This is a genomic window from Desulfovibrio desulfuricans, from assembly GCF_024460775.1.
Taxonomy (GTDB): domain Bacteria; phylum Desulfobacterota; class Desulfovibrionia; order Desulfovibrionales; family Desulfovibrionaceae; genus Desulfovibrio; species Desulfovibrio desulfuricans_E.
On the sequence record NZ_JANFYZ010000018.1, the window covers coordinates 24,622 to 51,029 of the forward strand.

General features: G+C 60.5%; 21 protein-coding genes. 13 read left to right on the top strand and 8 right to left on the bottom strand.

Going from position 1 to position 26,408, the window contains the following annotated elements; genetic code table 11:
* The first annotated feature begins 27 nt into the window (after positions 1-27).
* A complete protein-coding gene (locus tag NE637_RS14115) occupies positions 28-723 on the top strand; it encodes a 16S rRNA (guanine(527)-N(7))-methyltransferase RsmG (protein WP_371740871.1) in 696 nt (231 codons plus the stop codon).
* A gap of 142 nt (positions 724-865) precedes the next feature.
* Positions 866-3,355, top strand: coding sequence for an STT3 domain-containing protein (locus NE637_RS14120; RefSeq protein WP_227118528.1), 2,490 nt, complete (start codon positions 866-868; stop codon positions 3,353-3,355).
* Between the two features lie 181 nt (positions 3,356-3,536).
* Here NE637_RS14120 and NE637_RS14125 read toward each other — a convergent pair whose 3' ends face one another.
* The gene (locus NE637_RS14125; RefSeq protein ID WP_192112374.1) at positions 3,537-4,010 is read right to left on the bottom strand and encodes a 23S rRNA (pseudouridine(1915)-N(3))-methyltransferase RlmH; all 474 of its coding nucleotides are present in this window, start codon (positions 4,008-4,010) and stop codon (positions 3,537-3,539) included.
* On the opposite strand from NE637_RS14125, the gene NE637_RS14130 reads away from it, so the two are divergent.
* Positions 4,009-4,761 carry an L-threonylcarbamoyladenylate synthase gene (locus tag NE637_RS14130; protein WP_227118529.1) on the top strand — a complete coding sequence of 251 codons (753 nt, stop codon included), beginning with the start codon at positions 4,009-4,011 and terminating at the stop codon, positions 4,759-4,761. The two genes, NE637_RS14125 and NE637_RS14130, sit on opposite strands and share 2 nt — an antisense overlap.
* 12 nt (positions 4,762-4,773) lie before the next feature.
* Here the strand turns inward: NE637_RS14130 and NE637_RS14135 are convergent, their stop codons facing one another.
* Both NE637_RS14135 and NE637_RS14140 read right to left on the bottom strand, forming a co-directional pair.
* Positions 4,774-5,421, bottom strand: a complete 648-nt coding sequence (locus NE637_RS14135) for a class I SAM-dependent methyltransferase (RefSeq protein WP_227118530.1) — start codon at positions 5,419-5,421, stop codon at positions 4,774-4,776.
* 75 nt (positions 5,422-5,496) lie between these two features.
* A complete protein-coding gene (locus NE637_RS14140) occupies positions 5,497-6,036 on the bottom strand; it encodes a MarR family winged helix-turn-helix transcriptional regulator (protein WP_215647232.1) in 540 nt (179 codons plus the stop codon).
* A gap of 156 nt (positions 6,037-6,192) precedes the next feature.
* On the opposite strand from NE637_RS14140, the gene NE637_RS14145 reads away from it, so the two are divergent.
* The 5 genes from NE637_RS14145 (at position 6,193) to NE637_RS14165 (ending at position 11,955) form a co-directional block, all read left to right on the top strand.
* On the top strand, positions 6,193-6,723 hold the full coding sequence (locus tag NE637_RS14145; RefSeq protein ID WP_215647233.1) for an NUDIX domain-containing protein: 531 nt from the start codon (positions 6,193-6,195) through the stop codon (positions 6,721-6,723).
* On the top strand, positions 6,720-8,594 hold the full coding sequence (locus NE637_RS14150; RefSeq protein ID WP_227118531.1) for a UbiD family decarboxylase: 1,875 nt from the start codon (positions 6,720-6,722) through the stop codon (positions 8,592-8,594). The genes NE637_RS14145 and NE637_RS14150 overlap by 4 nt, the downstream gene beginning before the upstream one ends.
* Before the next feature lie 18 nt (positions 8,595-8,612).
* Entirely contained in the window at positions 8,613-10,292 is a 1,680-nt protein-coding gene (locus NE637_RS14155) for an NAD+ synthase (RefSeq protein WP_227118532.1), read from the top strand.
* Positions 10,293-10,443: 151 nt separating this feature from the next.
* Positions 10,444-11,427 (top strand): class II fructose-bisphosphatase, encoded by a 984-nt coding sequence (gene glpX, locus NE637_RS14160; RefSeq protein ID WP_022657899.1) that lies wholly within the window; start codon positions 10,444-10,446, stop codon positions 11,425-11,427.
* Complete coding sequence (locus NE637_RS14165; protein ID WP_192112380.1) at positions 11,428-11,955, top strand: serine/threonine protein phosphatase; 528 nt, start codon at positions 11,428-11,430, stop codon at positions 11,953-11,955.
* A gap of 275 nt (positions 11,956-12,230) precedes the next feature.
* On the opposite strand, the gene NE637_RS14170 is transcribed toward NE637_RS14165, so the two are convergent.
* The 5 genes from NE637_RS14170 to NE637_RS14190 all read right to left on the bottom strand — a co-directional run bounded on the left by NE637_RS14170 (position 12,231) and on the right by NE637_RS14190 (position 18,695).
* Positions 12,231-14,396, bottom strand: a complete 2,166-nt coding sequence (locus tag NE637_RS14170; RefSeq protein ID WP_227118533.1) for an ArnT family glycosyltransferase — start codon at positions 14,394-14,396, stop codon at positions 12,231-12,233.
* The gene (locus NE637_RS14175) at positions 14,393-16,513 is read right to left on the bottom strand and encodes a hypothetical protein (RefSeq protein ID WP_227118534.1); all 2,121 of its coding nucleotides are present in this window, start codon (positions 16,511-16,513) and stop codon (positions 14,393-14,395) included. Before NE637_RS14175 ends, NE637_RS14170 begins: the two co-directional genes overlap by 4 nt.
* Before the next feature lie 50 nt (positions 16,514-16,563).
* Positions 16,564-17,364, bottom strand: a complete 801-nt coding sequence (gene mazG, locus NE637_RS14180) for a nucleoside triphosphate pyrophosphohydrolase (protein ID WP_192112382.1) — start codon at positions 17,362-17,364, stop codon at positions 16,564-16,566.
* 30 nt (positions 17,365-17,394) lie between these two features.
* On the bottom strand, positions 17,395-17,883 hold the full coding sequence (locus NE637_RS14185) for a CvpA family protein (protein ID WP_027180666.1): 489 nt from the start codon (positions 17,881-17,883) through the stop codon (positions 17,395-17,397).
* Positions 17,884-18,110: 227 nt separating this feature from the next.
* Complete coding sequence (locus NE637_RS14190; RefSeq protein WP_227118535.1) at positions 18,111-18,695, bottom strand: transglutaminase domain-containing protein; 585 nt, start codon at positions 18,693-18,695, stop codon at positions 18,111-18,113.
* Positions 18,696-18,866: 171 nt separating this feature from the next.
* Between NE637_RS14190 and mobA the strand changes: the two genes are divergently transcribed.
* From mobA to fdnG, 5 genes are all read left to right on the top strand, one after another.
* Positions 18,867-19,490, top strand: coding sequence for a molybdenum cofactor guanylyltransferase (mobA, locus tag NE637_RS14195; protein WP_225529896.1), 624 nt, complete (start codon positions 18,867-18,869; stop codon positions 19,488-19,490).
* A 186-nt stretch (positions 19,491-19,676) separates the two neighbouring features.
* Complete coding sequence (locus tag NE637_RS14200) at positions 19,677-21,371, top strand: FmdE family protein (RefSeq protein WP_227118536.1); 1,695 nt, start codon at positions 19,677-19,679, stop codon at positions 21,369-21,371.
* 196 nt (positions 21,372-21,567) lie between these two features.
* Positions 21,568-22,218 carry a TetR/AcrR family transcriptional regulator gene (locus tag NE637_RS14205; protein ID WP_227118537.1) on the top strand — a complete coding sequence of 217 codons (651 nt, stop codon included), beginning with the start codon at positions 21,568-21,570 and terminating at the stop codon, positions 22,216-22,218.
* Positions 22,205-22,879 (top strand): nucleotidyltransferase domain-containing protein, encoded by a 675-nt coding sequence (locus tag NE637_RS14210; RefSeq protein WP_227118538.1) that lies wholly within the window; start codon positions 22,205-22,207, stop codon positions 22,877-22,879. The genes NE637_RS14205 and NE637_RS14210 overlap by 14 nt, the downstream gene beginning before the upstream one ends.
* Before the next feature lie 430 nt (positions 22,880-23,309).
* Complete coding sequence (gene fdnG / locus NE637_RS14215) at positions 23,310-26,348, top strand: formate dehydrogenase-N subunit alpha (RefSeq protein ID WP_227118539.1); 3,039 nt, start codon at positions 23,310-23,312, stop codon at positions 26,346-26,348.
* The last annotated feature ends 60 nt before the right edge of the window (positions 26,349-26,408 follow it).

Genomic DNA, 26,408 nt, shown 5'->3' on the forward strand with positions numbered 1-26,408 from the left:
GCAACGGGCGAACAAGCGCAGGAAAGGATCATGCAGCGACAATCGGTTGACAGAAAGGAATTGGCGCGTCTGGCGGCGGCCTCGGGCGCGGAAGTGCCGCAATCGGCCCTGGAGCCGCTGGCGGAATATCTTGAAATGCTCTGCCAGTGGAACAAGGCCATGAACCTGGTCGGCCCGCACACCTGGCAGGATATGCTTACCCGGCTGGCGATGGACAGTTTTCATCTGGCCGGTTTTCTGGACAAGCTCAATTTGCCCGAAGCTCCCCTGTGCTGGGATCTTGGCGCGGGCGCAGGCCTGCCGGGCATTCCCCTGCGTATGGCCTGGACGCGCGGCGCATATTATATGATAGAAGTGCGCGAAAAGCGCGCCCTGTTCATCTCCAGTGTACTTTCCCGCCTTCAGTTGCCCTCCACCCATGTATTCAGAGGGCCGGTGGAGCATTTTTTTCAGGGGCAGTATTACAAGGCGGACTGCATTCTGAGCCGCGCCTTCATGCCCTGGCGGCAACTGCTTGACCTCGCCAGCCCCAGGCTGCACGATAACGGCGTGCTGGTCGTGCTGGCGCTTGAGCCAGCCCCCAGCGAGTTGCCAGCGCCCTGGCGTCTTGTGGAGCAACACTCCTATGTTGTTGGCGGGCACGGGCGATGGTTCTGGGCACTTGCTCCCAGCGCCGGAGACGAGCGGCTGACCTATGATGCCGCAACGCACCAGGCTGGCTAGAGCACGTATACCTGAATGTTCTGACAAGGATTTGCCCGCAAATCCTGCCGAAAGCTCTGTGGCGAACCGCGCAGGGGGTTGTTCTGCGCGTTAATTGCCCAGGAACCGCCGCACAGTTTTTTGTCGCCATCTGCATGCCTGTATGAACAGGACCATGATTCTTACGGAGAACGCCATGCACCCCGCAGCCCATGCCTCTGCCAGCGCCGCGCCTGCCGGAAACGATGCAGACGAAACCCGGCGCACCGGGCAGCCGCAACCCGAATCGGAAACGCTGCCTGCTGCGGAACCAGCCTGTGCGGAGCAGCACGCCGCCTCACATGCCGTACACGGTGGAGCGCTGTTGCCCACTGGCGGCGCAAGGTTGCACAACGGCAAACGTTCGCTGCCTTCTGCGCGTTATTGGGCGCGGGGGCTGTTCTGGGGGCTGGTGACGCTTGCCCTTGCCTTTGCCCTGCGCATGCTGGAATGGCCCTGCTGGCAAAATCCGGAATACCGCCTTGGCAACGAGTGGTTGCTGGCCACGCACGATGCCTACACATGGGTGGCCGGCGCGGAAGATTTCGGCCTTGCCGTGGGGCACCCCATGGCTGTGATGCTCAAGGCCATGTCCGACCTCGTGGGCACTTCCCCCGCTGCCGTGGCCTTCTGGTTTCCTGCCTTGCTGGCGAGCTTTGTGGCTGTTATTGCCTTTGCCTGGGTGTGGGCGCTGGGCAGCATTGAAGCTGGCGTTGCCGCAGGCATACTCACGTCCATTGCGCCGGGCTTTCTGGCACGCACCCTGCTGGGATTTTACGATACCGACCTCGTAACCCTGTTCTTCCCCCTTCTCATGACCCTTGCCCCGGCCAGTTGGGCCATGCGCTATATGCTGCTGCCAGGCATGGTGCTGCGCCGTCTTTCCATGACTTCCGGCGTGGTGAGCCTGCGCCGCCTTTTTTCCCGCAATCAGCCCGTGGGCCACTGGACGCCGCGCCTCAAACAGGCTGAGCACATGGGCAATCCCCTGCGCTGGCAGTGGGTTGTGCTGCTTGGCTGTTCCGGCGTCATTTCGTGGTGGACGCAGGAATGGCATTCTGTTTTTCCGTATCTGATCCGTTACAATGTGGCCTTGCTGGCCTTTATGAGTTTGGTGATGGCCCCTCGCGGGCGGCGCGCCCTGCTGCTTCTGGGCAGCATGGCCTACGCTCTGCCTACGCTGGCAGGGCCGTGGGGCTTCAGTTTCAGCTTGTTGCTGCTGGCTGCGGGCACGAAGACAGGCTACCGCCTGCGCCGCCTGCTGTGCCGCCCATGGCTGCTGGCCCTTCTGCTGGCGGGCGTTGGTTTTTTGATGCTTCAGGGCGAAATTCTTACGTCCATTGTGAACCACATCAATGCCTATGTGAAACACACGGGCGATGTGAAAAGCACTGGCGGCGGGCTTTCGCTGGAATATCCCTCGGTCGCGCAGTCCATCATTGAAGTGCAGGATCTGGGCATCATCGAGATTTTCCCCTACTTCCATCCCTGGATGGAAGCTGCGGTGCTTGGCCTGCTGGGTTTTGCCCTGGTGGTAATACGCCGTCCGGGCGCGCTCTTTTTGCTGCCGCTGGCAGGGCTGGGCATCCTGAGCGTCAAGATGGGAGGCCGCATGGTCATGTTTGGCGCGCCCATCATGGCCATTGGCCTGACCTTGCCCTTTTACTGGCTGTTGCAAAGGCTGCTGCGCGTGGATCTGCGCGGCGCCGTGGCGGGCATTCTGACCAGCGGCGTGTTGCTGGCCCTGCTGGTAGCGCCCTTTGCCGATATGATCCCCGCCATGTCGCAGGGGCCAATCATCAACCGGCGGCATGCCGAAGCGCTATCGCGCGCCAAGGCCATGACCCCGCCCGACGCCATGCTCTGGCTGTGGTGGGATTGGGGCTATGCCGCCAACCACTTTGCCCAGCGGCAGACCATTGCTGATGGGGCGCAGCATGCAGGGCCGTCCCTCTATCTGCCCGCAGCGGTTTTTGCCACAGACAACCCACGCTTTGCGCGCCAGATCATCCGCTATACGGCCCAGTGCGGCAACGAGCCGGGCAACGTGTTTGAAGGTCTTGATGGTGAAGGCGCGCAGGCCCTCATGGACAGGCTGCGCTCGCCCGAAACCCCGCTCATTGAGAACAAGGGGCGGCTCTATGTGGTAGTGAGCTTTGAAATGCTGCGGCTTGGCTTCTGGATAAGCAATTTCGGCAACTGGAATTTTGTTACCCGTGCGGGCGAAGGCGGGGCGCTTTCCATCGTGCCGCAGGCTCTTGCCTACAAGCTTGATTCGGGCGAGGTGCGGCTTGAGGGCAACAGCAGTGCTATCTATGCATCATCCATCAGCGTGTTTGAAGAGACCGGCGTGACGCGCCGCAACTATATTCAGGACTGGTTTGACGCGCACCCCTCGGCAACGCCCGAGGAACAGCACGAATTTCTTTCCAAGCGCCGCAACATCAACTTTCTTTTCAACCGCGTAACGGACGAAAAGCTTGCCATGGATGCGGGCCTGTACAATTCGCTGATGGTGCAGCTTTTGGTGGGCGACCCGCAGGATCCCCGCGTTTCGCCCTATTTCAAGCTGGTGTACGACAACGTGTTCGCCAGGATTTACGAGGTCCTGTAGGCGGTTGCGCTTGCGGCCCGCCGCATGTGCAATCAAGGGCAGTCTAACTGGATGATTTTGCGCCAAGGGCAAGGAAAAAGGTTTTTTTGCGAAAGAAGTGTACTCTTACGGTACATGACTGGAGTAAAAATAACCTTTTGACGCAGCCAGTTGGACAAAAGAAGCAGTTAGAGACAGACCTCTAGTGGTGGTACGGAACCTTGCGCAGGATGCATTCCGCCCGGTAAAGCTGCTCAAGCAGCACCACGCGGGCCAGCTCGTGCGGCAGGGTCATGTGCGAAAGGCTGATGCAGCGGCTGGCGCGCTGGCGCACGGCTTCATCCAGCCCCCATGCGCCGCCCACGATAAAGCAGGCTCTGCCCTTGGCGTCGTGGTCCATCTGGCGCAGCATGTCTGCCAGTTGGGGCGAGGTAAGGTGCTGGCCGCGTTCGTCAAGAACGAGCGCTATGTCCTGCGGGTCGAGGGCCTCAATGATGCGGCGTCCTTCAAGGGCGTTGCGCTGATCCGGCGGCAGGGCGGAATCGCCGTCGCGTACTTCGGTTATGTCCAGCTTGCGCCAACGGGTGATGCGTGTGGTGTAGTGGGCTGCGGCATCCTTCCAGAACGGCGTTTTCAGTTTGCCCACACTTATGTATTTCAAGGGTTTGCCAGTCATGTCTTCTCATGTTTCGTTAAATATGGCGGATAGCGCGTCTGAACGCTGCTCCAGCCCGGATGCCGGGATGGAGCTTGCGGCTGCGGCGCGTTTTTTGCGTAACGGCGGCGTGCTCGTGTTTCCAACGGAGACGTTTTACGGGCTGGGCTGCCTTGCCGCCAATGCGGAAGCCGTGGCAAGGGTGTATCAGTTGAAGCAGCGGCCCGTCCACAAACCCTTGCCCCTGCTGGCGGCGCATGCGGCGCAGGTGGACGCGGTGGCGGAACTTGCCGCCATGCCCAAGGGGCTTTTGGCCTTCTGGCCCGGCCCGCTCACGGTTTTGCTGCCCGCGCGCTCCTGCCTGCCCCCCGCATTGGTCAACGGTCAGGGGCTTGCGGCGGTGCGCGTGACGCCGCATCCACTGGCTGCGCAACTGGCGGAGCAGGCTGGCGGCGCGCTTACGGCAAGCAGCGCCAACCTCAGCGGCGGTGCGCCCGTATGCTCTCCAGACAAACTTGATCCTGTCCTGCTGGAAGCATTGCGCAGCATGGCGCAGGGCATGCCGTGCCCTGCCGGGTGCGCGGCGCAGGATGCAAAAACAGAAGTTTTCCTGCCATTGGCGTTTGGTGGGCCGCTGCCCGCTGGCGGCTTGCCGTCAACCGTGGTGGAGCCGCTGAGCGGTGGGGATGGCGGGGCAGGGCGGCTGCGGATAGTGCGGGCCGGTGCTGTGAGTGCCGCAGCCCTTGAAGCTGCGGGTTTTATACTGGAGTGACCTCCTGACGGGCTACGCGGCGGAGGCCGCGTTTTTTACAAAAACCTGCCTGCGCACAAGAGAATTTAAATATCCGTCTTCACGCCGGGACAGGCCGTGCGCGGCGCAGATTTCAGCATAAGCTTCAGTCAGGCCGTCCTTATGTTTTGCCGAAGTCATGACAAAGGGATAGAGCAAGAGGCCCAAGCCCCGCAGACGTGGACGGGCAATATCCACCAGCAGAAGAATGCCATCAGGGGCAAGCATTCGTGCGGCATTGGCAATGGCGGTGCGCCGCGTTTGGGGATTTGCCTCATGCAGCGCCATGGCGGTCATGATGATATTGAACGTGCCGTCAGGAAAGCACGCTTCGTCCATGGACGCTACGCTGAAGTGAAGGTTGTTGGGATATTCTTTCTGGCGGTATTGTGCGCGGGCGATCTGGTTTTCGGCAAGGTCAAGGCCATGGATGCGGCATTGGGGGGAGGATTGCGCGGCAAGCGCAAAAGTCAGGGAACCTGTGCCGCAGCCAAGATCCAGAGCCGACATTTCCGGGCCAAGCGCCAAACCCTTGACCGCCGCCTCATAAAAAGACGCGTTCAGCCCGAACAGTCGGGCAAAAATATCGTAGCTCTGTCCAGAAAAAAGACCATTAAAAGCAGTACCCTTGTCAGTGTTCATAATACCTCGCATGGTGACCGAAGTCCGGTCTGTCTGGGTAACGTATGGATACCAAACATTAATGACCAGAAAAGCCTATTTGACCTCCACCGTGTTAAGCCTCGCAAGGAGTTTTTCAAGAAAATCAGCAATATCAGCAACTTCATCCTGTTTGCGTGTTCCCATGGCATCGTCCACCATGCAATCAAGCTGAGAATGAAAATCCATGTGCTGCTTATGCGCTGCCTTGCCCTTTTCCGTCAAAAACACATTCAGACGGGTCATTTTCAGCGGGTCCTTGGCCTTGTAGGCCAGACCCTTGCGCTCCAGCCTGCGCAACAGCTCAGAAACGCTGCCCTTGGTGACGCCCAGTTGCTCGGCCAATCCACCCACATGGATGCCTTCATTGTTGTGGATGGCCATGATTGTGTGGATTTCCGCCAGATGGATATCCACATCTGTACTGAATTTGCTGCACTGGCGCTCAAGCTCATAAAACCGGGTCACTATGCCCAGCAGCGAGATGCTGACTGGCGCGCTGCGCGTAGAGTGGGCGGCAGCATGCCCCATGGTTTTGATCATGGATTTCTGGATGCGCAGTTCAACGGCGGTTTTTTTATGGCAGTCATTTTTCATGGCGTTTTAGTATGGCATCCATACTTTTTTGTCAATCGCCGTGCGAAGGCGGCAAATAGCTGCGCTGCGGCATTTGTTTCCCGCGCTTGCGGCGCGGAGCATGCTGGCTTAGTATGCGGCAGTTGCGCGCAATGGCGCGAACCATACGGAGAACGCATGAAACGCCAGGTTGTCTGCCCGCATTGCGGCGAGCCTTATTCCAGCTACAAAAATCCCACGCCCACGGCGGATGTGGTTATCTATTCGCCTGACCGCGGGGTGGTCATCATCAGCCGCGCCAACGAACCCGTGGGCTTTGCCCTGCCCGGCGGTTTTATTGAAGAGGGCGAATGCGCGGAAACCGCTGCAGTGCGCGAAATGCGTGAAGAAACCGGGCTGGATGTGGAGCTGACCGGGCTTTTGGGCGTGTATTCCAGGCCTGACCGTGACCCCCGCCAGCACACGCTGACCGTTGCTTTTACAGGTAGACCGCGCAATCCCGAAGCCTTGTGCGCCGGGGACGATGCGGCCCATGCGGCGTATTATCCTCTGGATGCCCTGCCGCAGCCGCTGGTGTTTGACCATGCGCAGATCCTGGCAGATTTCAGGGCCATGCTCGCCGGCAAGCGTTCGCTTGCCGGCATACAGCCATCATTTGACGCGGTTGCCGGAGCAACCGGAACCTGCGGGGAAGGGACGCATTCATGAGTTATCGCAATCTTCAGGAATGCGTGGCCGACCTTGAGGCCAGTGGGCATCTGGTGCGCATTGAGGCCGAAGTCGATCCGCATCTGGAACTGGCCGCTATCCAGCGCCGTGCCTTCCGCGCCAAGGCCCCGGCCCTGCTGTTTACGCGGGTCAAGGGCACGCCGTTTCCCATGCTCTCCAACCTTTTTGGCACGCGTGAGCGTCTGCATTTTATTTTTCGCCGCAGCCTGCCTGCTGTGGAGGCTGTGCTGACCGCCAAGGCCGACCCGGCCGCAGCTATGAAACACCCCTTGAAGTCGCTCAGGGCTGTGCCCGGTCTGCTGAACATGCTGCCGAGTGTGAGCCGGGTGCGCGCAGATCAGGCGGCGGCAGTGGCCCCTGTGCTGGAATGCCAGTGCAAACTGGCCGACCTGCCCCAGCTTGTCTGTTGGCCCATGGACGGCGGCCCTTTCATTACTCTGCCCCTGGTGTACAGTGAAGACCCCGCCAAGCCCGGTGCGGATGCCTCCAACCTCGGCATGTACCGGGTGCAGCTTGGCGGCAACGAGTACGCGGCGGATGAAGTAGGCCTGCATTATCAGATTCACCGGGGCATAGGGGCGCACCACGCCCGCGCGCTGGAAATGGGCAAACCTCTGCCCGTGCATATTTATGTGGGCGGGCCGCCCAGCCTCACCGTGGCTGCTGTCATGCCCCTGCCCGAAGGGCTTTCTGAATTGCGCTTTGCCGGATTGCTCGGCGGCAGACGCACAGAGATGGCCGCTGTGCCGGGCTTGCCCCTGCCAGTGCTTGCGCAGGCGGATTTTTGCATCAGCGGGCACGTGCTGCCCCAGTGCAAACCTGAAGGGCCTTTTGGCGACCATGTGGGTTATTACAGCCTTGCGCATGATTTCCCGGTGCTCAAGGTGGATGCCGTCCACCACCGCAAAGGGGCCATCTGGCCCTTTACCGCCGTGGGCCGCCCGCCGCAGGAGGATACGGTCTTTGGCGACTTTATCCATGAACTCACAGGGCCGCTGGTGCCGCAGGTTTTTCAGGGCGTGTGCGACGTGCATGCCGTGGACGCAGCCGGGGTGCATCCGCTGCTGCTGGCCGTGGGCAGTGAACGCTATACGCCCTATGAGGAAGAGCGCCGCCCGCGCGAGCTGATCACTGCGGGTTTGCATCTGCTCGGGACCACCCAGACGGCCCTGGCAAAGTATGTTTTTCTTGTGGCGCATGAAGACGCGCCGGGCCTCACAGCCCGCGATGTGCCCGCCTTTTTGCGGCATTTGCTGGAGCGGGTTGATTTTTCGCGCGATCTGCACTTCATCACCCGCAGCACCAATGATACGCTGGACTACACGGGCAGCGCGCTTAACGAAGGCTCCAAGCTTGTGTGGGCCTCTGCTGGCAAAAAGCGGCGCGAGCTCGGGTGCGAACTTTCCGGCCTCGCCGCAGATCTGCCGCCTCTGCCGGATGGCTTTGGCCCGGTGCGCGTATGCGGCCCCGGCCTTGTTGCCATTGGCGGGCCGAAGCATGCCCTTGATCGCAGCCAGCCCGACCCGCAGATGGAAGCGCTTGCGCAGGCTCTGGCCCAGTGGCCGGGCCGCGAGGCCTTCCCGCTTGCGATAGTGGCGGACGATGCGGACTTTTGCGCCGCGAATCTGGATAATTTTTTGTGGGTGGCCTTTACCCGGTCAGACCCGGCCACAGACGTGTATGGCGCTCAAGCCGCCACACGGGCCAGGCACTGGTCGTGCGAATCGCCGCTGGTCATCGACGCACGCCTGAAGCCCTTCCATGCCCCCCCACTGGAAGAGGAACCGGCAGTCATACGCAAGGTGGAAGCCCTGGCAGCGCCGGGCGGCCCCTTACATAACTACTTGTAACCTGGGGGAGGCATCGGCATGAAAATCGCCCTATTGCAGTGCAATACCGTTACCGGCGACGTGGCCGGAAATCTGGAACGTATCATCAGCACCGCCCGTCAGGCTGGCGCAGCAGGAGCAAACCTGTGCGTTACGCCGGAGCTGGCGCTTTGCGGCGTGGCCCCCGGCCACTATCTCTGCGCTCAGGGTTTTGCGGCGGGTTGCCTCAAGGCTCTGGATATCATGGCCGCCGAACTCAAGGACGGCCCTTCTGTGCTGGTGGGCGCGCCTGTGCCCAGCGTGTATGCCTCGGGCCTGCTTTCCAACGCGGCAGTGCTGGTTGAAAAGGGCGGCTGGCAGGTTGTTTCGCGCAAGGTGTATCAGAATCAGGGTCAGAACAGCGTGGCCGAATCCACAGATGAGGACGCACGCTATTTTGATCGCGGCATTTCGTGCGGCATCGTCACCATGGGCGGCTGGCGCATCGGCGTTGTGCTCTGCGAGGATGCCCAGAGCGAAGACGCTTCGTTCTGGAAAACCCGCTACGCCAGCGGTCATAATCCGTTGATGGAACTGGTGCAGCGCGGCGTGGACGCTCTTGTGCACATGGCGGCGGCGCCCTTCAGCGTGGGCGCGCAGGAAACGGACGAACACCTGCTTTCGCACGTGGCGGCGCGGCATCATGTGCATATGTTTTCGGTGAACATGGTGGGCGGCAACGACAGCCGCGTGTACAACGGGCAGAGTCTGGTTTTTGATCCCACAGGGCAACTGCTTGCCCGGGGCAAGGCCTTTGCGGAAGACGTGCTCGTGGTGGACACCGCGCGCGGACAGGGTGCAGTAAAAACCCCGGAACCGCTGGCCACCTGCGTTGAGGAAGATTACTGGCGCGCCCTTGTGCTCGGCACTCGGGACTTTGTGCGCAAGTGCGGGGTGGAGAGAGGCATCGTAGCCATTTCCGGCGGCATGGATTCCGCCCTGGTGTGCAGCGTGGCGGTGGAGGCCCTTGGTGCGCAAAATGTCACCGGTGTGCTTTTGCCCTCGCCCCACAGCAGTGATGGCTCCCTGACGGATGCCGCCAAGCTGGCGGAGAATCTGGGCATCACCACCGTGACCCTGCCCATTGGCCCGCTTATGGATGCTTTTGCCACCGCGCTCAAGCCCGGCCTTGACCTTTTTGAAGAAAAGCCCGGCGACGTGACCTTTGAAAACGTGCAGGCCCGCATACGCGGCACGCTCATCACCTCGCTGGCCAACAGGGCCAATGCCCTTGTGCTCAACACGGGCAACAAGAGCGAGGGGGCCATGGGCTACTGCACCCTGTACGGCGATTCCGTGGGCGCGCTGGCCGTTATCGGTGACCTGACAAAAACTCAGGTGTATGCTGTTGGCCGCTGGTACAACGCCCATCGCGGGGCAGAGATCATCCCTGATGAAATTTTCACCAAGGCTCCTTCTGCGGAGCTGCGCCCCGGTCAGAAAGATTCGGACAGCCTGTTGCCCTATGAGGATCTGGATCCGATTCTTGAAGACCTGTTGCAGCCTGCGGAGGCGGAATCCGGCCCGCTTTCGGCGGCGCGCATGGAAGTGCGCGACAAGCTGTTCAGGGCTGAATTCAAGCGCCGTCAGGAGCCGTTGTCGCTTTACATGAGCCGCATGCCCTTTGGCGGCGGCTGGCAGACGCCTGTTGCCGGACGTTTCAGCCTGCCCGATAAATAGGCTGTATAAAAAAAGAAGTATGGAAAAGGGCTGTGCGGCAAAAGAGTTGCCGTATGGCCCGCCCCGAAGGGCGGGGGTTTTTCCTTGAAGCCCGCAACGCACTGGGGTAAGAGCAGTGTGTTGCACAACGCTGATCTGAGTGGAGGATATCATGGCGGAAGCACCGGAGAAAAATCTGGCTCTGGACATTGTTCGCATTACCGAGGCTGCGGCCCTTGCATCGGCCCGCTGGCTCGGTCGGGGAGACAAGGAGGCCGGTGACGGCGCCGCCGTTGACGCCATGCGCGTCAGCTTCGCCACCCTCAGCATCGATGGCAAGGTCATTATCGGCGAAGGCGAAAAAGACAATGCCCCCATGCTCTTTAACGGCGAAAAGGTCGGCAAGGGCTGCGGCCCCAGCCTTGACGTGGCCGTTGACCCTGTGGAAGGCACCAATCTGCTGGCTTATGGCCGCCCCAACGCCATCTCGGTTGTGGGTGTTGCGCAGAGCGGCAGCATGTTCAACCCCGGCCCCAGCTATTACATGCAGAAGCTGGTGGTGCCGCGCGAGGCCCGCGATGTGGTTGACCTCGATGCGCCGGTAAAGGTCAATCTTGCCAACGTGGCCAAGGCCATGGGCAAGAGCGTGCAGGACCTTGTGGTCTTTGTGCTCGACAAGCCCCGGCACGAAAAGCTTATTACGGAAATCCGCCAGGCAGGCGCTCGCATTCAGCTGCAGACCGACGGCGACGTGGCAGGCGCGCTCATGGCTGTTGATCCCCGTTCCGAGGTTGATATCATGATGGGTACGGGCGGCACCCCCGAGGGCGTGTTGTCTGCCTGCGCCATTAAGGGCATGGGCGGGCAGATTCTGGCCCGTCTGGATCCCCAGTCGTATGTGGAAAAAGAAGCTATCACCGAAGCGGGCATCGACGTGCGCGAAGTGCTCACGGTGCATGATCTGGTGCGCAGCGATGACTGTTTCTTTGCCGCCACGGGTATTTCCGGCGGTGATTTTTTGAGGGGCGTGCGCTACAGTGCCAAGTACGCCGTTACCCACTCGCTGGTTTTGCGCGGCAAAACCGGCACCCTGCGATATGTGGAGTCTTACCATAATATGGACAGACTCTCGAAATTCAGCGCGGTTCGGTATTGAATGAATAAAATTTCATCTCTCTGCGGTGTTTTTGCGGCATTGGTGCTGGCCCTGCCGCTGGTGGTTGTTGCCCCCGGCATGGCCGAGGCCGCACAGGCTCCTGCTGCCAAGAAAAAGGCGGAGCAGCCTGCCCCAGGCTCCAGCGCGAACGTTAATGTGTATGAAAAACAGCCTCCGGTGACGGACAAGGAACTGCTGGACTTTCTTGAACTTCTGCCGCAGTTCCGGGCCTGGGCCAAGAGCAATAATGAAGAAGCCCACCCCATCATGCGCAACAACAAGGCGGATTTTCTCTATTCGCCCAATGCCGCTGCCTGGGTGCAGGCGCATAACTGGAACCCGGTGCGCTTTTTCTGCGTCATGGGCCGCATGGCAGCCGCTCTTTCCATTGTGGAAGAAGGCAACGACATGAGCGGCGCGCGCTCCAAGGATATGCCCGAAGTTTCAGAAGGCGAGCTTGCCCTTGCCCGGCGTCACCTTGGCACCATGCTTAAAGCTGGTGGCGATGTGCCGCCCATAAACAAATAGGGTATTCAGCGCCATGCCCGCAGTACGGGCGCAAAAAAGATTGATGAAAGGCTCCGGTTGATTCCGGGGCCTTTTTTTATTTGCGGGTGTTGGTCAGCAGCGCTCATAGTCTGCAAGCCAAAGGCCATGCCCAAATGTTCTGCACCATAAGACGGCCGCTGGTGTGTGGCCTCCCCGCAGGGAGCGTTCTGAATCTCAATGCCATAGAAAAGGCCCCTCGTGAGAGGGGCCTTGGTATTGTGAGCGCGGTCTGCGCCGGGCTGATGTATTTGAAGCTAGTTTGCAGGAGCCTTAGGCGCTTCCTTGGGTTGCTCTGGTTGCGCCGCAGGGGCCTGCTCTGAAGGTGCAGCGGGGGCGGCTTCCTTGACAACTTCCTTGGCGAGTTCCTTGGCTGCGTCGGCAGGCGTCGGCGCAGGCGCTGCTGCCGGGGTTTCAGCCGGAGTTGTTGGGGCCGCAGGTGCCGCAGTTTGGGGAGCAGACGCTTCCGCGGGCTGTGTAGCGGCGGGGGCGGCAGGTTCCTGCACTGGAGCGGGTTTTTCAGCCGGAGCAGCAGGTGCGGTTTCAGGCGCGGTTGCCGGGGCGGCGGGTTCAAGTTTGGGAGTATCGGCAGGCGCTGCTGCGGGGGCTTCAGGCGCGGGGGCCGGAGTCGCCTCAGGAGCCAGAACCGCCGGGGCGGCAGGAGCGGGCGTCAGGATGGCGCTCAGGCTCTTTACCTGAGCCTCGGGAGTTTTTTCCAGCTGCGGCATGAGCATGAGCGATGCGGGCTGGGCCAGAATAACCGCAATGACCGCGCACATCACGAGCGAGCCGCTGGTGCCGCCATGCGCGCCACGGCGCACAAGACGGGCAAGCAGTACTGCCGCCACAATGCCAATGCCGCCAAGCACGGGCAGGGCCTTGAGTCCAAGCACGGCGGTGCGCTGGCTTTCGGTAAGCGTAAAGTGGAAAAACTTGCCAAGCCAGTCAAGCGTGTAGCCAAAACCGGCTGCCACCAGCGCCATGCTGGCGTGCAGCAGGCACAGGGCCGCGATGATGTAGAACAGTTTGGCTCCGGCAGGGGGCAGGCGCAGCAGCGCCTTGCCCAGCAGGAGGGCCGCCAGGCTGGCCGTGCATACGGCAGCGCCCACCATGTCGGCAGCAAAAATACTCAAGAGACAGGCGAACACAAGGGCTATCCACAAAAAGGCCATTCCGGCTTTTTCTTTGCGGGAGGCGGCCAGATCAGCAGGGGCTGTGCGCAGCACGCGCGCCCAGGAAACACCGCAGATGACAGCCAGCCAGGGCAGCAGGCCCAGAGCCGCAAAGGCAAGGGGCTTCCACCATGTGGCCTTGGTGATGGGCCAGGTCACAAGCTGGGTGCCGAGGTTCTTGAGGTATCCGTCCGGCTGATGCCAGAGCATGACAACAGCAAGCCAGCAGCCAATGATGCCCAGCATGAGTACAAAACCCACGAGGCCGTCTGCCTTTTGGGCGCGGCGAAATCCGCAACGCCAGAGCAGAAAGGCCAGGCTGGCAAGCACTGGCAGCAACAAATAGAAAAGGCCGCCTGTCAGGCCAGCCAATGCCGCCAATGCAAAACCCAGAGGCAGGGAGATGGTCGTGCCCGGCTGTTGCCAGCCGTGGCAAAGGCAGGCGAGGGAAAGCAGGGTCACGGCTGCGGCCAAAGCTTCCGGCCCTGTAAAGGTGGAGAGCGGCGCAAAGATGGGCGCGCAGAGCAGCAGCATGCCGCCAGCCAGCGCGGCCCGGCGATCCAGCCCGGCAACGCGGCCCAGAACCCACACGGCCACAAGACAGAGCAGGGTTCCGGCCATCGCGGCCAGGGGAAAGAGCAGATGGGCAAACTGCGGCGCGGCCTTGGTGAGCAGGGCTTCAATGCCGCGCAAAAACCAGAAAAATACGGGCCATTGCGCAAGACCGTCGCCAGCCGGAGCAAGCCACATTCCGCTCTGCGCGGTTTGGGTAAAAGCCAGAATGCCTGCGGCTTCACGCGGGCAGTACAGGCTGTGCCCCATAAGGGTGGGCCATGCCTGGGCCAGCATGATGAGCAAGAGCGCAAGCGGCCCAACAATGCTGGCTGCGTCAAAAATCTTGTCGGCAAAGCCGGGAGCAGCTGACTGGGGAGCGGATTCTGCTGGCTTTGCTGAGGCTGCGGGTTTGCCTTCTTTGCCGGAGTTGCCGAACATTCCCCTGAATCCCTTGGCCGAGATCGTCACCGGACGGGAAGCCTTGGGGGCTGCGCCCTCGGCCTGTGGTGCGTCGGCTGCGGCGCTCGCAGCGGCCTGTGCCGCGTCCGAAGGTTCGGGAGCCGGTGCAGATGGCTGGGAAACTGCCTTGGCAGCTTGCTGCCCGGACTGGGCGTGTGCCCCTTCCGCGCTGGTCTGCTGGCCCCCAGACTGACAGGCAGCCTGGTCTTCGGGATTCTGGGCGCTGTTCTGGGTCATGGCATCGCTCCTTCATGCGTTTTCGGCTCGCCAAGCAGGATATGTCGCGCCTGGCGGGCATCGAGGTCAATTTCTACGGCGCGCCCCGTGGGCAGGCTCTGGCCGCTCAGCACATCACGCGCGGGGCCTTGCGCACCAGCGGGCAGAGGGCAGGCAAGGTGTTGTTTCCGGTCAGAAAAATTGGCCGCCAGCAGCCAGTAGCCGCCGCCCGGCAGGGAACTCAGGGTCGCCACGCAGCCTGAGGGGCCGTTTACCACCTGCACAAGGCGGCCAGAGGCAAGCCCGGTGGCGCGTCTGGCCTGCAACAGGCGGGCAATCTGTCTGGCAAAACTTGTTTCCCGGCTCCACTGCATGTCCAGCGGGCCAAAGGCCAATGGGGCGGGGCTTTGCCCGCCGGGCAGGTTTGTGGCCCCCCACAGGGGTACGCTGCCAGCGCTGGACGCGCCTTTGCCCGAACCCTGTGGCAGCCCCAGCGCACCCGTAATATCCTGCGGGCTTAAAAATGTCAGACCCGGCAAGCCAATGCGCCAGCCCAGCAGGAGCAGGCAGGCGGATTCCATGGCCTGCGCGTGGTCGGGGCGCACGGCGCTTGCAGCGTCAAGCCCAAGGGCACGAGCGGCAAGTTCCGCCTGGGTGACGGGCAGGCCCGAGGCCTCTGGCGCTCCCTTGGCAAGGGATTGCGCGCGGCGCACAAGAGCCTGACCGTCTGGCAGATCCAGCAGGGGACGCCAGTCAACATATTGCCTGTCACGCAGTCCACGTGCAAGGCGGCTGTGGTCAACGCCCGCCGCGAGCGAGGCCTTGAGCAGTGCGCCCAAGGGCGCGGCATCGCCGCTCAGCAAGGCGTATCCTGCGGCCGCCGGGGTAATGCTGTCCCGGCTGAAATCTACGGCTGTGGCAAGCACCGCCTTGGTCAGCGATGGGGGCAGCACATCGTCCTGCACGGCCCATCCTCCGTAGCGGTGCACCTCGCCCGCCAGGGATTCCAGGGCTTCAAGCCCCGGAACCAGAGCCGAAGGGTCTGTTCTGCCCCCGCTCTGGCCTTCCACCTGAGCGTCAAGCCCCATGAGGGCCTCCAGCCTGATGCCCGCAAGCGTTTGCTGCTGCAAGCCCGTGTGCTGGATAACAGATGCGGAAAATACCCGTCGGGCCTGACCGGAAGGATCCTGCCACAGGAGCACGGGCCGCAGGGCGTTACCGCTGTAGCGGTAGACCCAGCGCCGCACCTGGCCATCCGCGCCGCGTACTTCGCCGGTGACGGCCCATCCGCCGGGCGTTGCCCAGTCAAGGGTGTCGCGCCGTAACTGATCAGGAACAACGCCCCGTTTGCGCAATTCCGCCACAGCGGTCTGGCGCAGGGGCAGGCAGTCCCATTCGCCAGCGGTGGCTGGCAAAACATCCCAGTCTTTCTGCGGCACAGACATCATGGCATACAGGCCGTCAAAGCGCGAGGCCCGGCGCGCCTGAAGAATAAAATCCGGCCCCAGCCCCGTTGCCGCGGGGGGAAGTTCGCCGCCCATCTGCATCTGCGCCTGATCAAGTTTTGCGGTCAGCCGCGAAAAATCCTCGCCAGTGCCCAATGATGGGTCTGGCCGCAGGGCGGTGACGTTGTCCCCCGCCTCGGAGGCTGCGTCAGGCAGTGAGGAAGCAGCGTGGGCGCTCCAGATGTCACCCTTTTCACCCAAAGGCGCCAGAAAAAGCCCGCCAAAGCCTGCCTGCGCCCAAAAGGCGTCCACGCCGGGTTGGGCCAGCGCCCGCAGGGCTGGTTGCCCCGCGCCAAGGCTGTGCGGGTTCACGTCAAACCAGTTGGGCGCAGCGGTAAGCAGCAGGGGCACACGCCGCGCTGAGGCGCTGTTGCGCCAGATAAGATCCGTGCCGGAAACCTGCCCTGTCAGTTCCTGGGTGGAGCCGAGCATGGACTGGCGTTCAAGCCATTGCAGATACCCCGGATCGGCGCGCGGCAGCAGGGATGCGCTTCCTGTTGGTTGCTCGCGGCGTAGGGACGTTGCCGTGCCGCTGTGCTTTGTGCAGGCCGCGAGGCACAGGCCGACCACCAGAGCCGCCACGAGCACGGCCAGCAGGGGCAATCGGGCCGCAAGCCCGGCAGTCAGCGGCACGGGCCGCCTCAGGATTTTTCGCAATGGCTGGGCACGCATTGTTGCGACCATCAGGCCTTTGCCGCGGTTTCCTCGGCCTTGGCCGTGTTCCACAGCTCATCCTTTTCATCAAGGGTCAGGGCCGAAAAATCAAGATTCTTCTCGCGGGCGATTTCTTCCATGCGGGCAAAGCGTTTGAGGAAGCGGCGGTTGGCGTAGTCCAGCGCTTCGCTGGCCTTGATGCCCTTGCGGCGGCCAAGCTCTGCAATACTGAACAGCAAATCGCCCAGTTCGTGCTTCTGGGCATCCTGATCGCCGCCAGCGGAGGCGTCCAGCCATTCCAGCCATTCGGCTTCCACCTGCTGTTCCACCTCTTCATCTTCCTGCCAGGTAAAGCCCACGCGGGCAGCCTTGGAATTGATGCGGTAGGCCTTGGCAAGCGGAGGCAGGCTCTCGGGCAGGCTGTCAAACAGGCCCTTGGGCTTGCCTTCATCATCAGTATGCTCGGCGCGCTTGATTTTTTCCCAGGCTTTGAGCTGTTCTTCAAGGCTGTCAAAAACCGTGTTGCTGAACACGTGGGGGTGGCGGCGGATCATCTTGGCCCTGTTGTTGTTGAGGGCATCGTCAAGGTTGAACTGCCCCTGTTTTTCATACAGGCGCGCCACAAAGAGCAGCAAAAAGGCCACATCGCCCAGTTCTTCGCGGATGTCGGCCACGTTGCCGGAACGGATGGCGCTCACAAGCTCATGGCTTTCTTCAATAACGTATTCGGCAAGGCTTTCTGGGGTCTGCTCCTTGTCCCAGGGGCAGCCGTCGGGAGCGGTGAGTTTGTCTATGATGAGTTGCAGTTCTTCGAGGGCGGTCTTTTCCATGATGGCGTATTTCCTTGGTAATTCTGGCAGTTAAATGCCCAGGCGGGCGGTGAGGTCAGGCGGCAGCCAGCCGTGTACCTGGGTCATGAGCGCGTTGAAGTAGGGCAGTGCGCGCGAATGCTGCATAAAGGGCGCGCCCGCGAAAAATTTTTGCAGAAACAGCAGGGCCAGCGAGCAGAGCAGGACGCCCTTGGCAAGACCGAGCATGCCTCCAGCCAGTTTGTCTGCCCATGACACAAAGGAGAAGGAAAGTATTTTTTGCAGGATGCGCGCAATAATGGCCACCGAAATGATGACCCCCAGAAAAATGAGCACGTATGCCGCAATGATGCGCCATGAGGGATCAGTGATGAGCGTAAGGCGCGGCGCAAGCAGCGGATGGTAATGGTGCGCGGCCCAGAAGCCGCCCAGCAGTGAAATAAGTCCGGCAACTTCGCCCACAAAACCGTGGATAAAGCCCCGTGTGCCAAAAAATACCAGAACAAGCACTATGATGAGGTCGAAAATATCCTGACCCATGCGTTCTCCGTTGCGGCTGTATTGCCCGCATGGCGGGCCGTTGCCGGGAAGGCTTTCGCGCCGAGGCCTTTGACCTGCGGCGGGGCAGAGCATAGCAGATGCTGACCTGCGGCACAATGTGCCTCGGGGGCTGATTGCCCGCAAGCTGCTGGTCTAGTTGCGGTATGGAACATGAATGACCGGGACGCTGCAAGCAGGGGGCGCAGTATGTGCGGGGCGGCGGAGCGTCAAACAGGGAAGGCAAGCTGTTGCGGCAGACGGGGCAGCAGTTGGGCAATACTGCTGTGGCTGCGCAGGGCCAGAACCACGCCGGGATCCGGCTCTGCAAAAACATGAGGGTAGTCCACCTCGCCGCACTGGGGATGCACGGTAAAGGCCAGTTGCTCGGGGCCGTCCGGCAAAAACTGCGCGTCAACGCCGGCGGGCTTGTTGCCCCTCGCGTCCAACCGCAGCCAGACCTGCCGCTCGCTGATCCATACGGCATTGAGGCCGTGCAGTACCCGGTGGGGATCGTGCTCGTCTTCAAATCCCAGCAACTGGTAGCAGAATCCTGCGGCAATACCGTTGGCGCGCAGCAATGCCGCCAGAAGATGCGCCTTGGCATAACACAGCCCCTGCCCCACATGCAGAACTTCCGATGCGCTGCATGTAACAGCAGTGCCGCCGCAATCCACCGAGTGAGCAATGCTATCGCGCACAAATACAAAAGTTTTTTCAATGAGTTCCAATTCAGATGCGCAGTGCGCGGCAAGGCTGGCGGCCTTGCGCTGCACTGGTGCAGAGCGGAAATCAATGATTTCCGACTCGCTCATGCAGGCTTGCGGTGCGGGGGGCTGTTGGTGCATCATCGCCAAACCCTATCACAGGGGCCTGCGGGGTGCAAAAAAACCAAAGCGTTCAGCCCCGCAGCGCATTGCCCTTTGCGCGCAGAACACAAACGTGCAGCATCACAGGGCGGAACAATCGGCCGGGCAGGAGGCATGATGGATACATTGCGGGGCCGCGTGGCAGGCGTTGTGCTGGCGGGGGGGCTTTCCTCGCGCATGGGCCGCGACAAGGCGCTGCTGCGGGTCTATGGCTCGGACAGCCCCGATCTGCTGGCCCGTACGCACGCTCTGCTTGCCTCCTTGCTGCCGCAGTGCTGGGTGTCGTGCAGGCCGGGGCTTCCCCGAGCCGGGTATCAGTGTATTTTTGATGAAAAAAATGACTGTGGCCCAGTAGCGGGGGTGGTCGCGGCCCTGCGCACGGCGCAGGCGCAGGGATTTTCTGCCGTGCTGGCGCTTTCCTGCGACATGCCCTTTATGGATGCGCCCACCTTGCGCAAACTGCTTGCCGCCCGCGATGCAGCCCCGGCTGATACCCTTGCCACGCTTTACACTGATGCGGCCAGCGGCAGACCCGAGGCTCTTTCCGCCGTATACGAAACAGCAGCGCTTCACTGGTTTGAAGATTCGCTGGCCTTCCACGGCGGCAGGCTCAACAGGGTCGTGCCGCTCGAGCGGCAGTGCCGTTTGCCCTATGGCCCGGAAGAAGCCCGCCCGTTTTTCAATTTGAACCACCCCGATGACCTGCAAAGGGCGCTGGATATTCTGGACGCTTCCCATTAGTCTCTCTTTACCAGTTCACGGTCATCTAAGTAATCGTGATTATCCGGCGGAATCTGAGTTGCCGCCAACCAATATTTGCTACCCGGCGCGGCTGCGCGTCTGCCCGGGCGAGCGGAGAAAACGCGCGTGAAAACACTGCCGCAGCACATGGCTTTATTCAGCCCGCTGCGGTGATTTGGAGCAAACATGGATATTGGGGCTTACACGTTTAAGGAATTTCATCGCCTTGCCGAGAATTTTCATGGTTATGCCGCACCGGGCCTGCTTGTGGGCGGCTATATGGTGGAGCTTGCCAAACGCCATCTGCCCGAGGGCACACTGTTTGAGGCCGTGGTGGAATCGGGCAAGTGCCTGCCTGACGCGGTGCAGTTGCTCACCCTGTGCAGCATCGGCAACAACTGGATGAAGATTCACAATCTGGGCCGCTACGCTGTGTCGCTGTTTGACAAGCACACTGGCGAGGGCGTGCGCGTGAGCCTGGATCCTGTAAAGATGGCTGCCTATCCCGAACTCAAGGCCTGGTTCTTTAAGGAAAAGGCCAAAAAAGATCAGGATATCGATCTGCTGGAATCAGAAATTGAAGCCGCGGGCGACAGCATCTGCAAGGTGGAGCCCATCACGGTCAAGCGGCGGTTTATGGGCCACAAGCACATGACGCGCATTCTGTGCTGCCCCGTGTGCGGCGAGGCCTACCCGGTGGAAGACGGCCCCGTGTGCCGTGGCTGCCAGGGCGAGGCCCCCTATGTGCTGGCGCGGCGCGAGCTTAAGGAAGACTGTCAGGCCCTTGCCGCAGAGCACCACAAGGCCGCAACGGGCGTTCGTGTTGTGCCTGTGGAAGAAGCCGTGGGCAAAACCGTGGCGCACGACATGACCCGCATTGACCCCGGTCAGTTCAAGGGGCCGGAATTCAAGGCCGGGCAGCGCATTTCTGTGGGCGATATCTGCCGATTGCAGCAGATGGGCCGCTTCCATGTGGCCATTACAGATGATGCCCCGGCCAGCGCGCAGCTATCGCCCGAGGATCCCCGTGCTCTTGTGCACGAAAATGAAGTGGCGGAAATCTTTGCGCGCCGCATGGCTGGCGAAGGCGTTACCTACGAACTGCCGCCCCATGAAGGCAAGATAGATTTCAAGGCTGCCTGTAACGGACTTTTCTGCGTGGATGTGGAGCGCATGACGCGGTTCAATCTGGTGCCCGAGGTCATGGTGGCTTCTCGTCAGGATGGAACCCTGGTCAAGCAGGGCGGCCCGCTTTGCGGCACCCGCGCCATCCCGCTCCACATTACGCGCGAGCGGCTTGGTCAGGCGCTGGAAGCGCTGGAAGGCGGGCCTCTGTTCCGCGTGTTGCCCCTGCGCAAAGCCCGCGTGGGCATTCTTGTGACCGGAACCGAAGTTTTTCAGGGAATTATTGAAGACAAGTTCATCCCTGTCATCACCGCCAAGGTCAGCATGTTGGACTGCACCGTGGTGCGCACCGACATCGTACCGGACGACAAAGCCATGATGCAGGCCTCCGTGGCCGCCATGCGCGAGGCCGGGGCCGACCTGCTGATCACCACGGGCGGCCTTTCGGTTGACCCGGACGACGTGACCCGTCAGGCCCTTGTAGAAGCAGGGCTGACAGATGTGCTGCACGGTGTGCCCATCCTGCCCGGCACCATGAGCCTTATGGGCCGCATCCCCGGCCCGCAGGGGGATATGCAGGTGCTGGGCGTGCCCGCCTGCGCCCTGTATTTTAAAACAACCTTCCTTGATCTGGTGCTGCCGCGCATGCTGGCCGGCCGAGGCCTGACCCGCGCCGAGGCGGCCCGCATGGGCGAGGGCGGCTACTGCCTGGCATGCCACACCTGCACCTATCCCAAGTGCTGGTTCGGCAAATAATACTGCGTCTTGTGCAAAGGCGGACATGCCTTTTTTGCGGAGGCTCCGAATTTTTTTTCGGGGCCTCCATTTTTATGTGTCGCCATCGGCTGCACATGCAGAGAGCGTGGAGCCATGCCCAAGTTTGTTGACGAAGCTGAAATTGACGGCTACTTAATAGACCGACCGTCGGTCTATTGATAAAGAGAGGGAGCATATGCGCATCATCAAAGAACATGGCGAGCGTAGAACTGAAATCATCGACGCTGCCGAAAACCTGTTTGCAGCAAAGGGCTACGCCGGCACTGCCATCAGCGATATTCTTGAAGCCCTGAATATCGCCAAGGGCACGTTTTATCATTACTTTGCCTCAAAAGAAGCGCTTATGGACGCCGTAATCGAGCGATACATTGATGCGGAAATGGCGGTGGCGCAGGCTGTTGCGGACGATCCGAAGATATCGGCTCATGAAAAAATGTTTGGCATTCTCACAGATGCGGGGCGAGACAACGAGCGCGGTGACCGCCTGGAAAAAGAAGCCAGTGCCGTGGGCAATGCGGATATGCACCAGCGCACAATGGCATCCATTGTCTTGCGGCTTTCGCCAATTTTGGAGGGTGTTGTCCGGCAGGGAATGCGCGAGGGCACGTTCAACACTGCATATCCCAAGGAATGCATGGAGATTTTGCTTGCCGCGTCAGAATTTATTCTGCACGGCTCGGCATTTGCGTGGAGTAGCGCCGAGCGACTGCAAAAGGCCAGGGCTCTTGCCTGGATGGCGGAAAAAGTCCTTGGCGTGGAAGAAGGCCGGTTCAGCTATCTTTATAAACGGTATGAAGGGGATGGAGGCTGCTGTGATCAATGCTGAAACATGGATGGCAGACCTCTTGCCGCAATTGCAGCAGACCTTTGGTGCGCGCCTGCGATATCTTGGGCTGCAGGGCAGCTACCGCCGGGGCGAAGCCACTGAAGCCAGCGATATTGATGTGGTTGTGCTGCTGGATGTTGTGGCCCTGGAGGATCTTGATGTTTACCGGGCCATTGTCCGCGCCATGCCGGAGGGGCAAAAAGCCTGCGGATTTATTGGCGGTGCTGGGGATATATTCCATTGGCCGCGTCATGAACTTTTTGCATTCCAGAAGGACACAGAAGACTGGTTTGGCAAGCTGGAGGATTTCCTCCCCGTCATTACGGATGAAGACGCCGAGGACAGCGCAAAAATCGGCGCAGCCGGGCTTGTTCACCTTCTTACGCACACGTATTTGTATGCGGATGCGGAGACCAGAACCCTTGTTTTGAAAGACGCCTATAAAGCAGCTTTTTTTGTCATGCTGGTGCGGCGCTACCTGGCCTCTGGCGTGTTCTGCCGCAACAAAAAAGAACTGCTGACGGGCCTCGAAGGCTCGGAGAAAGATATCATTGCGGCTGGGCTTGACCTCCCCCTCTGGCTTGCTGCCCACACCGAAAGGCAGTGCTACGACACGCTGCTGCGCTGGTGCAAAGATGTTTTGCAGGGGCGCAGCCTTTGAGTTCCTGCCTGAATTGGCGCGTTTTTTTATGACGGTTTTTTGTAAACCACCTGGCTGATGCAGGTGGTTTTTTATGCAATAGGCTATCTGGTGACTGGAGAAATCGTAATTTTTCAAGAAAAAAGTATAATTATTTCAGCAAGAGTCAGGGGAAATATATCAACCAATTTGTGCTGTTTGTGTGTACAATTCTATCAATTATAGTGTTCCATCACTGTGAAATGGCATGCAAAATTCTATCATTGGGAAAATACTCACAAATAAGGTCGGTTCCCTTTAAAAAAATGTAAGTATCTTGCGATATCACGTTTTTTCAACTATGGTGAAAACAAATCTCCATCTTGTTAGTTGACGCAGTTCAGAGGCGTCTTGTTCAACGCAGGAGTTCTGACCTTGCGTTGCGTGATTGGCCTAAAAAAGGAGTGTCATCATGAAAAGCACCCGGAGGAGCTTCCTCAAGGGCGTCGGTGCAGGAGTTCTCTGCCTCACATTGGGGCAGCTGGGCTTCGACCTGGGCGAGGCCCAGGCTTACGCCGTAAAACTCAAGATAGAAGGCGCCAAGGAAGTCATCAGCGTCTGCCCCTTCTGTTCGGTCTGCTGTCAGGTCATAGCCTATGTGCGTGACGGCAAGCTTGTTTCCACAGAGGGCGACCCGGACTTTCCCGTTAACGAAGGCGCGCTCTGCGCCAAGGGCGCGGCGCTCTTCAGCATGTACACCAATGATCACCGCCTGAAAAAGCCGCTTTACCGCGCGCCCAACAGCGATCACTGGGTGGAAAAAGACTGGGACTGGACCCTGGCCCAGATCGCCCGCCGGGTTAAAGACACCCGCGACAAGGATTTTATCCTCAAGAATGCCAAGGGGCAGACGGTCAACCGTCTTGATTCCATCTTCTGGATGGGAACCTCGCACGCCTCCAACGAAGAATGCGCTGTCATTCACCAAGCAATACGCGGCCTGGGTGTTGTCCATATGGACCACCAGGCACGGGTCTGACACAGCCCCACTGTTGCGGCTCTGGCAGAGTCGTTCGGACGCGGTGCAATGACGAACCACTGGATCGATATCAAGAATAGCGATGCAGTGCTTATTATCGGCAGCAATGCCGCTGAACATCATCCTGTCGCCTTTAAGTGGGTCATGCGGGCCAAGGACAACGGGGCCGTGCTTATGCACGTTGACCCCAAGTTCTCGCGCACGTCCGCCCGTTGCGACTTCCACGTGCCTCTGCGCTCGGGTACGGATATTCCCTTCCTGGGTGGTATGCTCAACTACATTCTGGAAAACAAGCTGTACTTCAAGGACTACGTTGAAAAGTACACCAACGCCGCCTTTGTGGTGGGCAAGGATTACGCTTTCAACGACGGCCTTTTCAGCGGCTATGATCCTGCCACGCGCACATACGACAAAAAGACGTGGGTGCTGGAAATGGGGCCTGACGGCAAGCCTGTGCTCGATCCCACCTTCCAGAACGAGCGCTGCGTCATCAACATGATGCGCCAGCACTATTCCCGCTACACGCTTAAAAACGTTTCTGACGTTACGGGCGTTTCGCAGGAAAATCTGCTCAAGGTCTACAAGGCCTTCTGCGCCACTGGCGGCCCCGACAAGGCTGGCACCATCATGTACGCTCTGGGCTGGACACAGCACACCGTGGGCGTGCAGAACATCCGTCTTTCCTCGCTGATCCAGCTCCTGCTGGGCAATATCGGCGTGGCTGGCGGCGGCATTAACGCCCTGCGCGGCGAACCCAATGTGCAGGGTTCCACGGACCATGCCCTGCTGTACAACAACCTGCCCGGCTACCACGGAACCCCTCGCGCCCCGTGGCAGACCCTGGCCGACTACAACAAGGCCAACACCCCTGTCACCAAGCTGCCCAACAGCGCCAACTGGTGGAGCAACAGGCCCAAGTATATCGCCAGCCTGCTCAAGGGCTGGTTTGGCGATGAAGCCACGCCTGAAAACGACTTCTGCTATGACCTGCTGGCCAAGCTGGAGCCGAATGAAGACTGCTCGTACATGTTTGCCATGGATAAACTCTATCAGGGCAAGATGCGGGGTGGTTTCATTTTTGGCGTGAACCCCATGAACAGCTTCCCCAACACCAACAAGATGCGGGCCGCTCTGGACAAGCTGGACTGGCTCGTGTGTTCTGAGCTGCACAATTCGGAAACCACGGACAACTGGAAGCGCCCCGGTGTGGACCCCAAGGCCTGCAAGACCGAAGTGTTCCTTTTACCCTCGGCTCACCGTATTGAAAAGGAAGGCACCATCAGCAACAGCGGCCGCTGGTTGCAGTGGTTCGATCAGGGCGTAAAGCCCGGCGGCGAAGCACGCAACTTTGCGGACATCGTTGTGCCCCTGTTCAACCAGATACGCGATCTCTACAAGACCGAAGGCGGCGTCTTGCCCGAGCCCATCCTCAAGATGAACTGGCCGGACAAGTACGACGCTTCTGACTGGGCGCGCCGCATCAACGGTTTCTTCTGGGCTGATGCCAAGGTGGGCGACAAGCAGTACAAACGCGGCCAGCTCGTGCCTGCTTTTGCGGCGCTTAAGGACGACGGTACGACCTCGTCGCTCAACTGGATCTACACAGGCAGCTGGACAGAAGAAGAAGGCAACAAGTCCAAACGCCGTAATACCAGCCAGACGCCCATGCAGGCCAACATTGGTCTGTTCCCCAACTGGTCGTGGTGCTGGCCGGTGAACCGTCGCATTCTGTATAACCGCGCTTCTGTGGATGTGAACGGCAAGCCGTTCAATCCCAAGAAGGCAGTTATTGAATGGGACGGCGCCAAGTGGGTGGGCGACGTGCCCGACGGCCCCTGGCCGCCCATGGCCAATGAGGGCGGCAAGCTGCCCTTCATCATGGTGAAGGACGGTCACTCCCAGTTCTTCGGCCCCGGCCCCGCCGACGGTCCCTTCCCCGAACACTACGAACCCGCGGAAACGCCTCTGGCCAGCCATCCGTTCTCAAGGCAGTTGAGCAGCCCGGTGTACAAGTTCCATACCTCCGATATGGACAAGATCGCCGCGCCCGCTGACCCCAACTACCCCTATGTGCTGACCACCTACAGCCTCACCGAACACTGGTGCGGCGGCGGCGAAACGCGCAATGTGCCCAACCTGCTCGAAACCGAGCCTCAGCTCTATGTGGAAATGAGCCCAGAGCTGGCCAAGGAAAAAGGCATCAAGAACGGCGATGGCGTCCTTCTTGAGAGCATTCGCGGTACCTGCGAGGCCATCGCCATGGTGACGGTGCGCATTCGTCCCTTTACGGTTATGGGCAGAACGATCCACCTTGTGGGTATGCCCTTTGCCTTTGGCTGGACAACGCCCAAATGCGGCGATTCCACCAACAGGCTGACTGTTAGTGCGTTTGACCCCAACACCACCATTCCTGAATCCAAGGCCTGCTGCGTCAATCTGCGTAAGGCCGACAAGCTGACCGAAATAGGCTAACGAGCCGGGGGGGGGGGGGGGGGGGGGGGGGGGGGGGGGGGGGGGGGGGGGGGGGGGGGG

Bases quoted from the DNA above. Each gene is read 5' to 3' on its own strand.
- NE637_RS14150 (WP_227118531.1), top strand. From the start codon at position 6,720: ATGAGTTATCGCAATCTTCAGGAATGCGTGGCCGACCTTGAGGCCAGT.
- NE637_RS14135 (WP_227118530.1), bottom strand. From the start codon at position 5,421: ATGAACACTGACAAGGGTACTGCTTTTAATGGTCTTTTTTCTGGACAG.
- NE637_RS14155 (WP_227118532.1), top strand. From the start codon at position 8,613: ATGAAAATCGCCCTATTGCAGTGCAATACCGTTACCGGCGACGTGGCC.
- mazG (WP_192112382.1), bottom strand. From the start codon at position 17,364: ATGGAAAAGACCGCCCTCGAAGAACTGCAACTCATCATAGACAAACTC.
- mobA (WP_225529896.1), top strand. From the start codon at position 18,867: ATGGATACATTGCGGGGCCGCGTGGCAGGCGTTGTGCTGGCGGGGGGG.
- NE637_RS14205 (WP_227118537.1), top strand. From the start codon at position 21,568: ATGCGCATCATCAAAGAACATGGCGAGCGTAGAACTGAAATCATCGAC.
- NE637_RS14145 (WP_215647233.1), top strand. From the start codon at position 6,193: ATGAAACGCCAGGTTGTCTGCCCGCATTGCGGCGAGCCTTATTCCAGC.
- NE637_RS14120 (WP_227118528.1), top strand. From the start codon at position 866: ATGAACAGGACCATGATTCTTACGGAGAACGCCATGCACCCCGCAGCC.
- NE637_RS14140 (WP_215647232.1), bottom strand. From the start codon at position 6,036: ATGAAAAATGACTGCCATAAAAAAACCGCCGTTGAACTGCGCATCCAG.
- NE637_RS14170 (WP_227118533.1), bottom strand. From the start codon at position 14,396: ATGACCCAGAACAGCGCCCAGAATCCCGAAGACCAGGCTGCCTGTCAG.
- glpX (WP_022657899.1), top strand. From the start codon at position 10,444: ATGGCGGAAGCACCGGAGAAAAATCTGGCTCTGGACATTGTTCGCATT.
- NE637_RS14200 (WP_227118536.1), top strand. From the start codon at position 19,677: ATGGATATTGGGGCTTACACGTTTAAGGAATTTCATCGCCTTGCCGAG.
- NE637_RS14185 (WP_027180666.1), bottom strand. From the start codon at position 17,883: ATGGGTCAGGATATTTTCGACCTCATCATAGTGCTTGTTCTGGTATTT.
- NE637_RS14125 (WP_192112374.1), bottom strand. From the start codon at position 4,010: ATGACTGGCAAACCCTTGAAATACATAAGTGTGGGCAAACTGAAAACG.
- NE637_RS14190 (WP_227118535.1), bottom strand. From the start codon at position 18,695: ATGAGCGAGTCGGAAATCATTGATTTCCGCTCTGCACCAGTGCAGCGC.
- NE637_RS14130 (WP_227118529.1), top strand. From the start codon at position 4,009: ATGTCTTCTCATGTTTCGTTAAATATGGCGGATAGCGCGTCTGAACGC.
- NE637_RS14165 (WP_192112380.1), top strand. From the start codon at position 11,428: ATGAATAAAATTTCATCTCTCTGCGGTGTTTTTGCGGCATTGGTGCTG.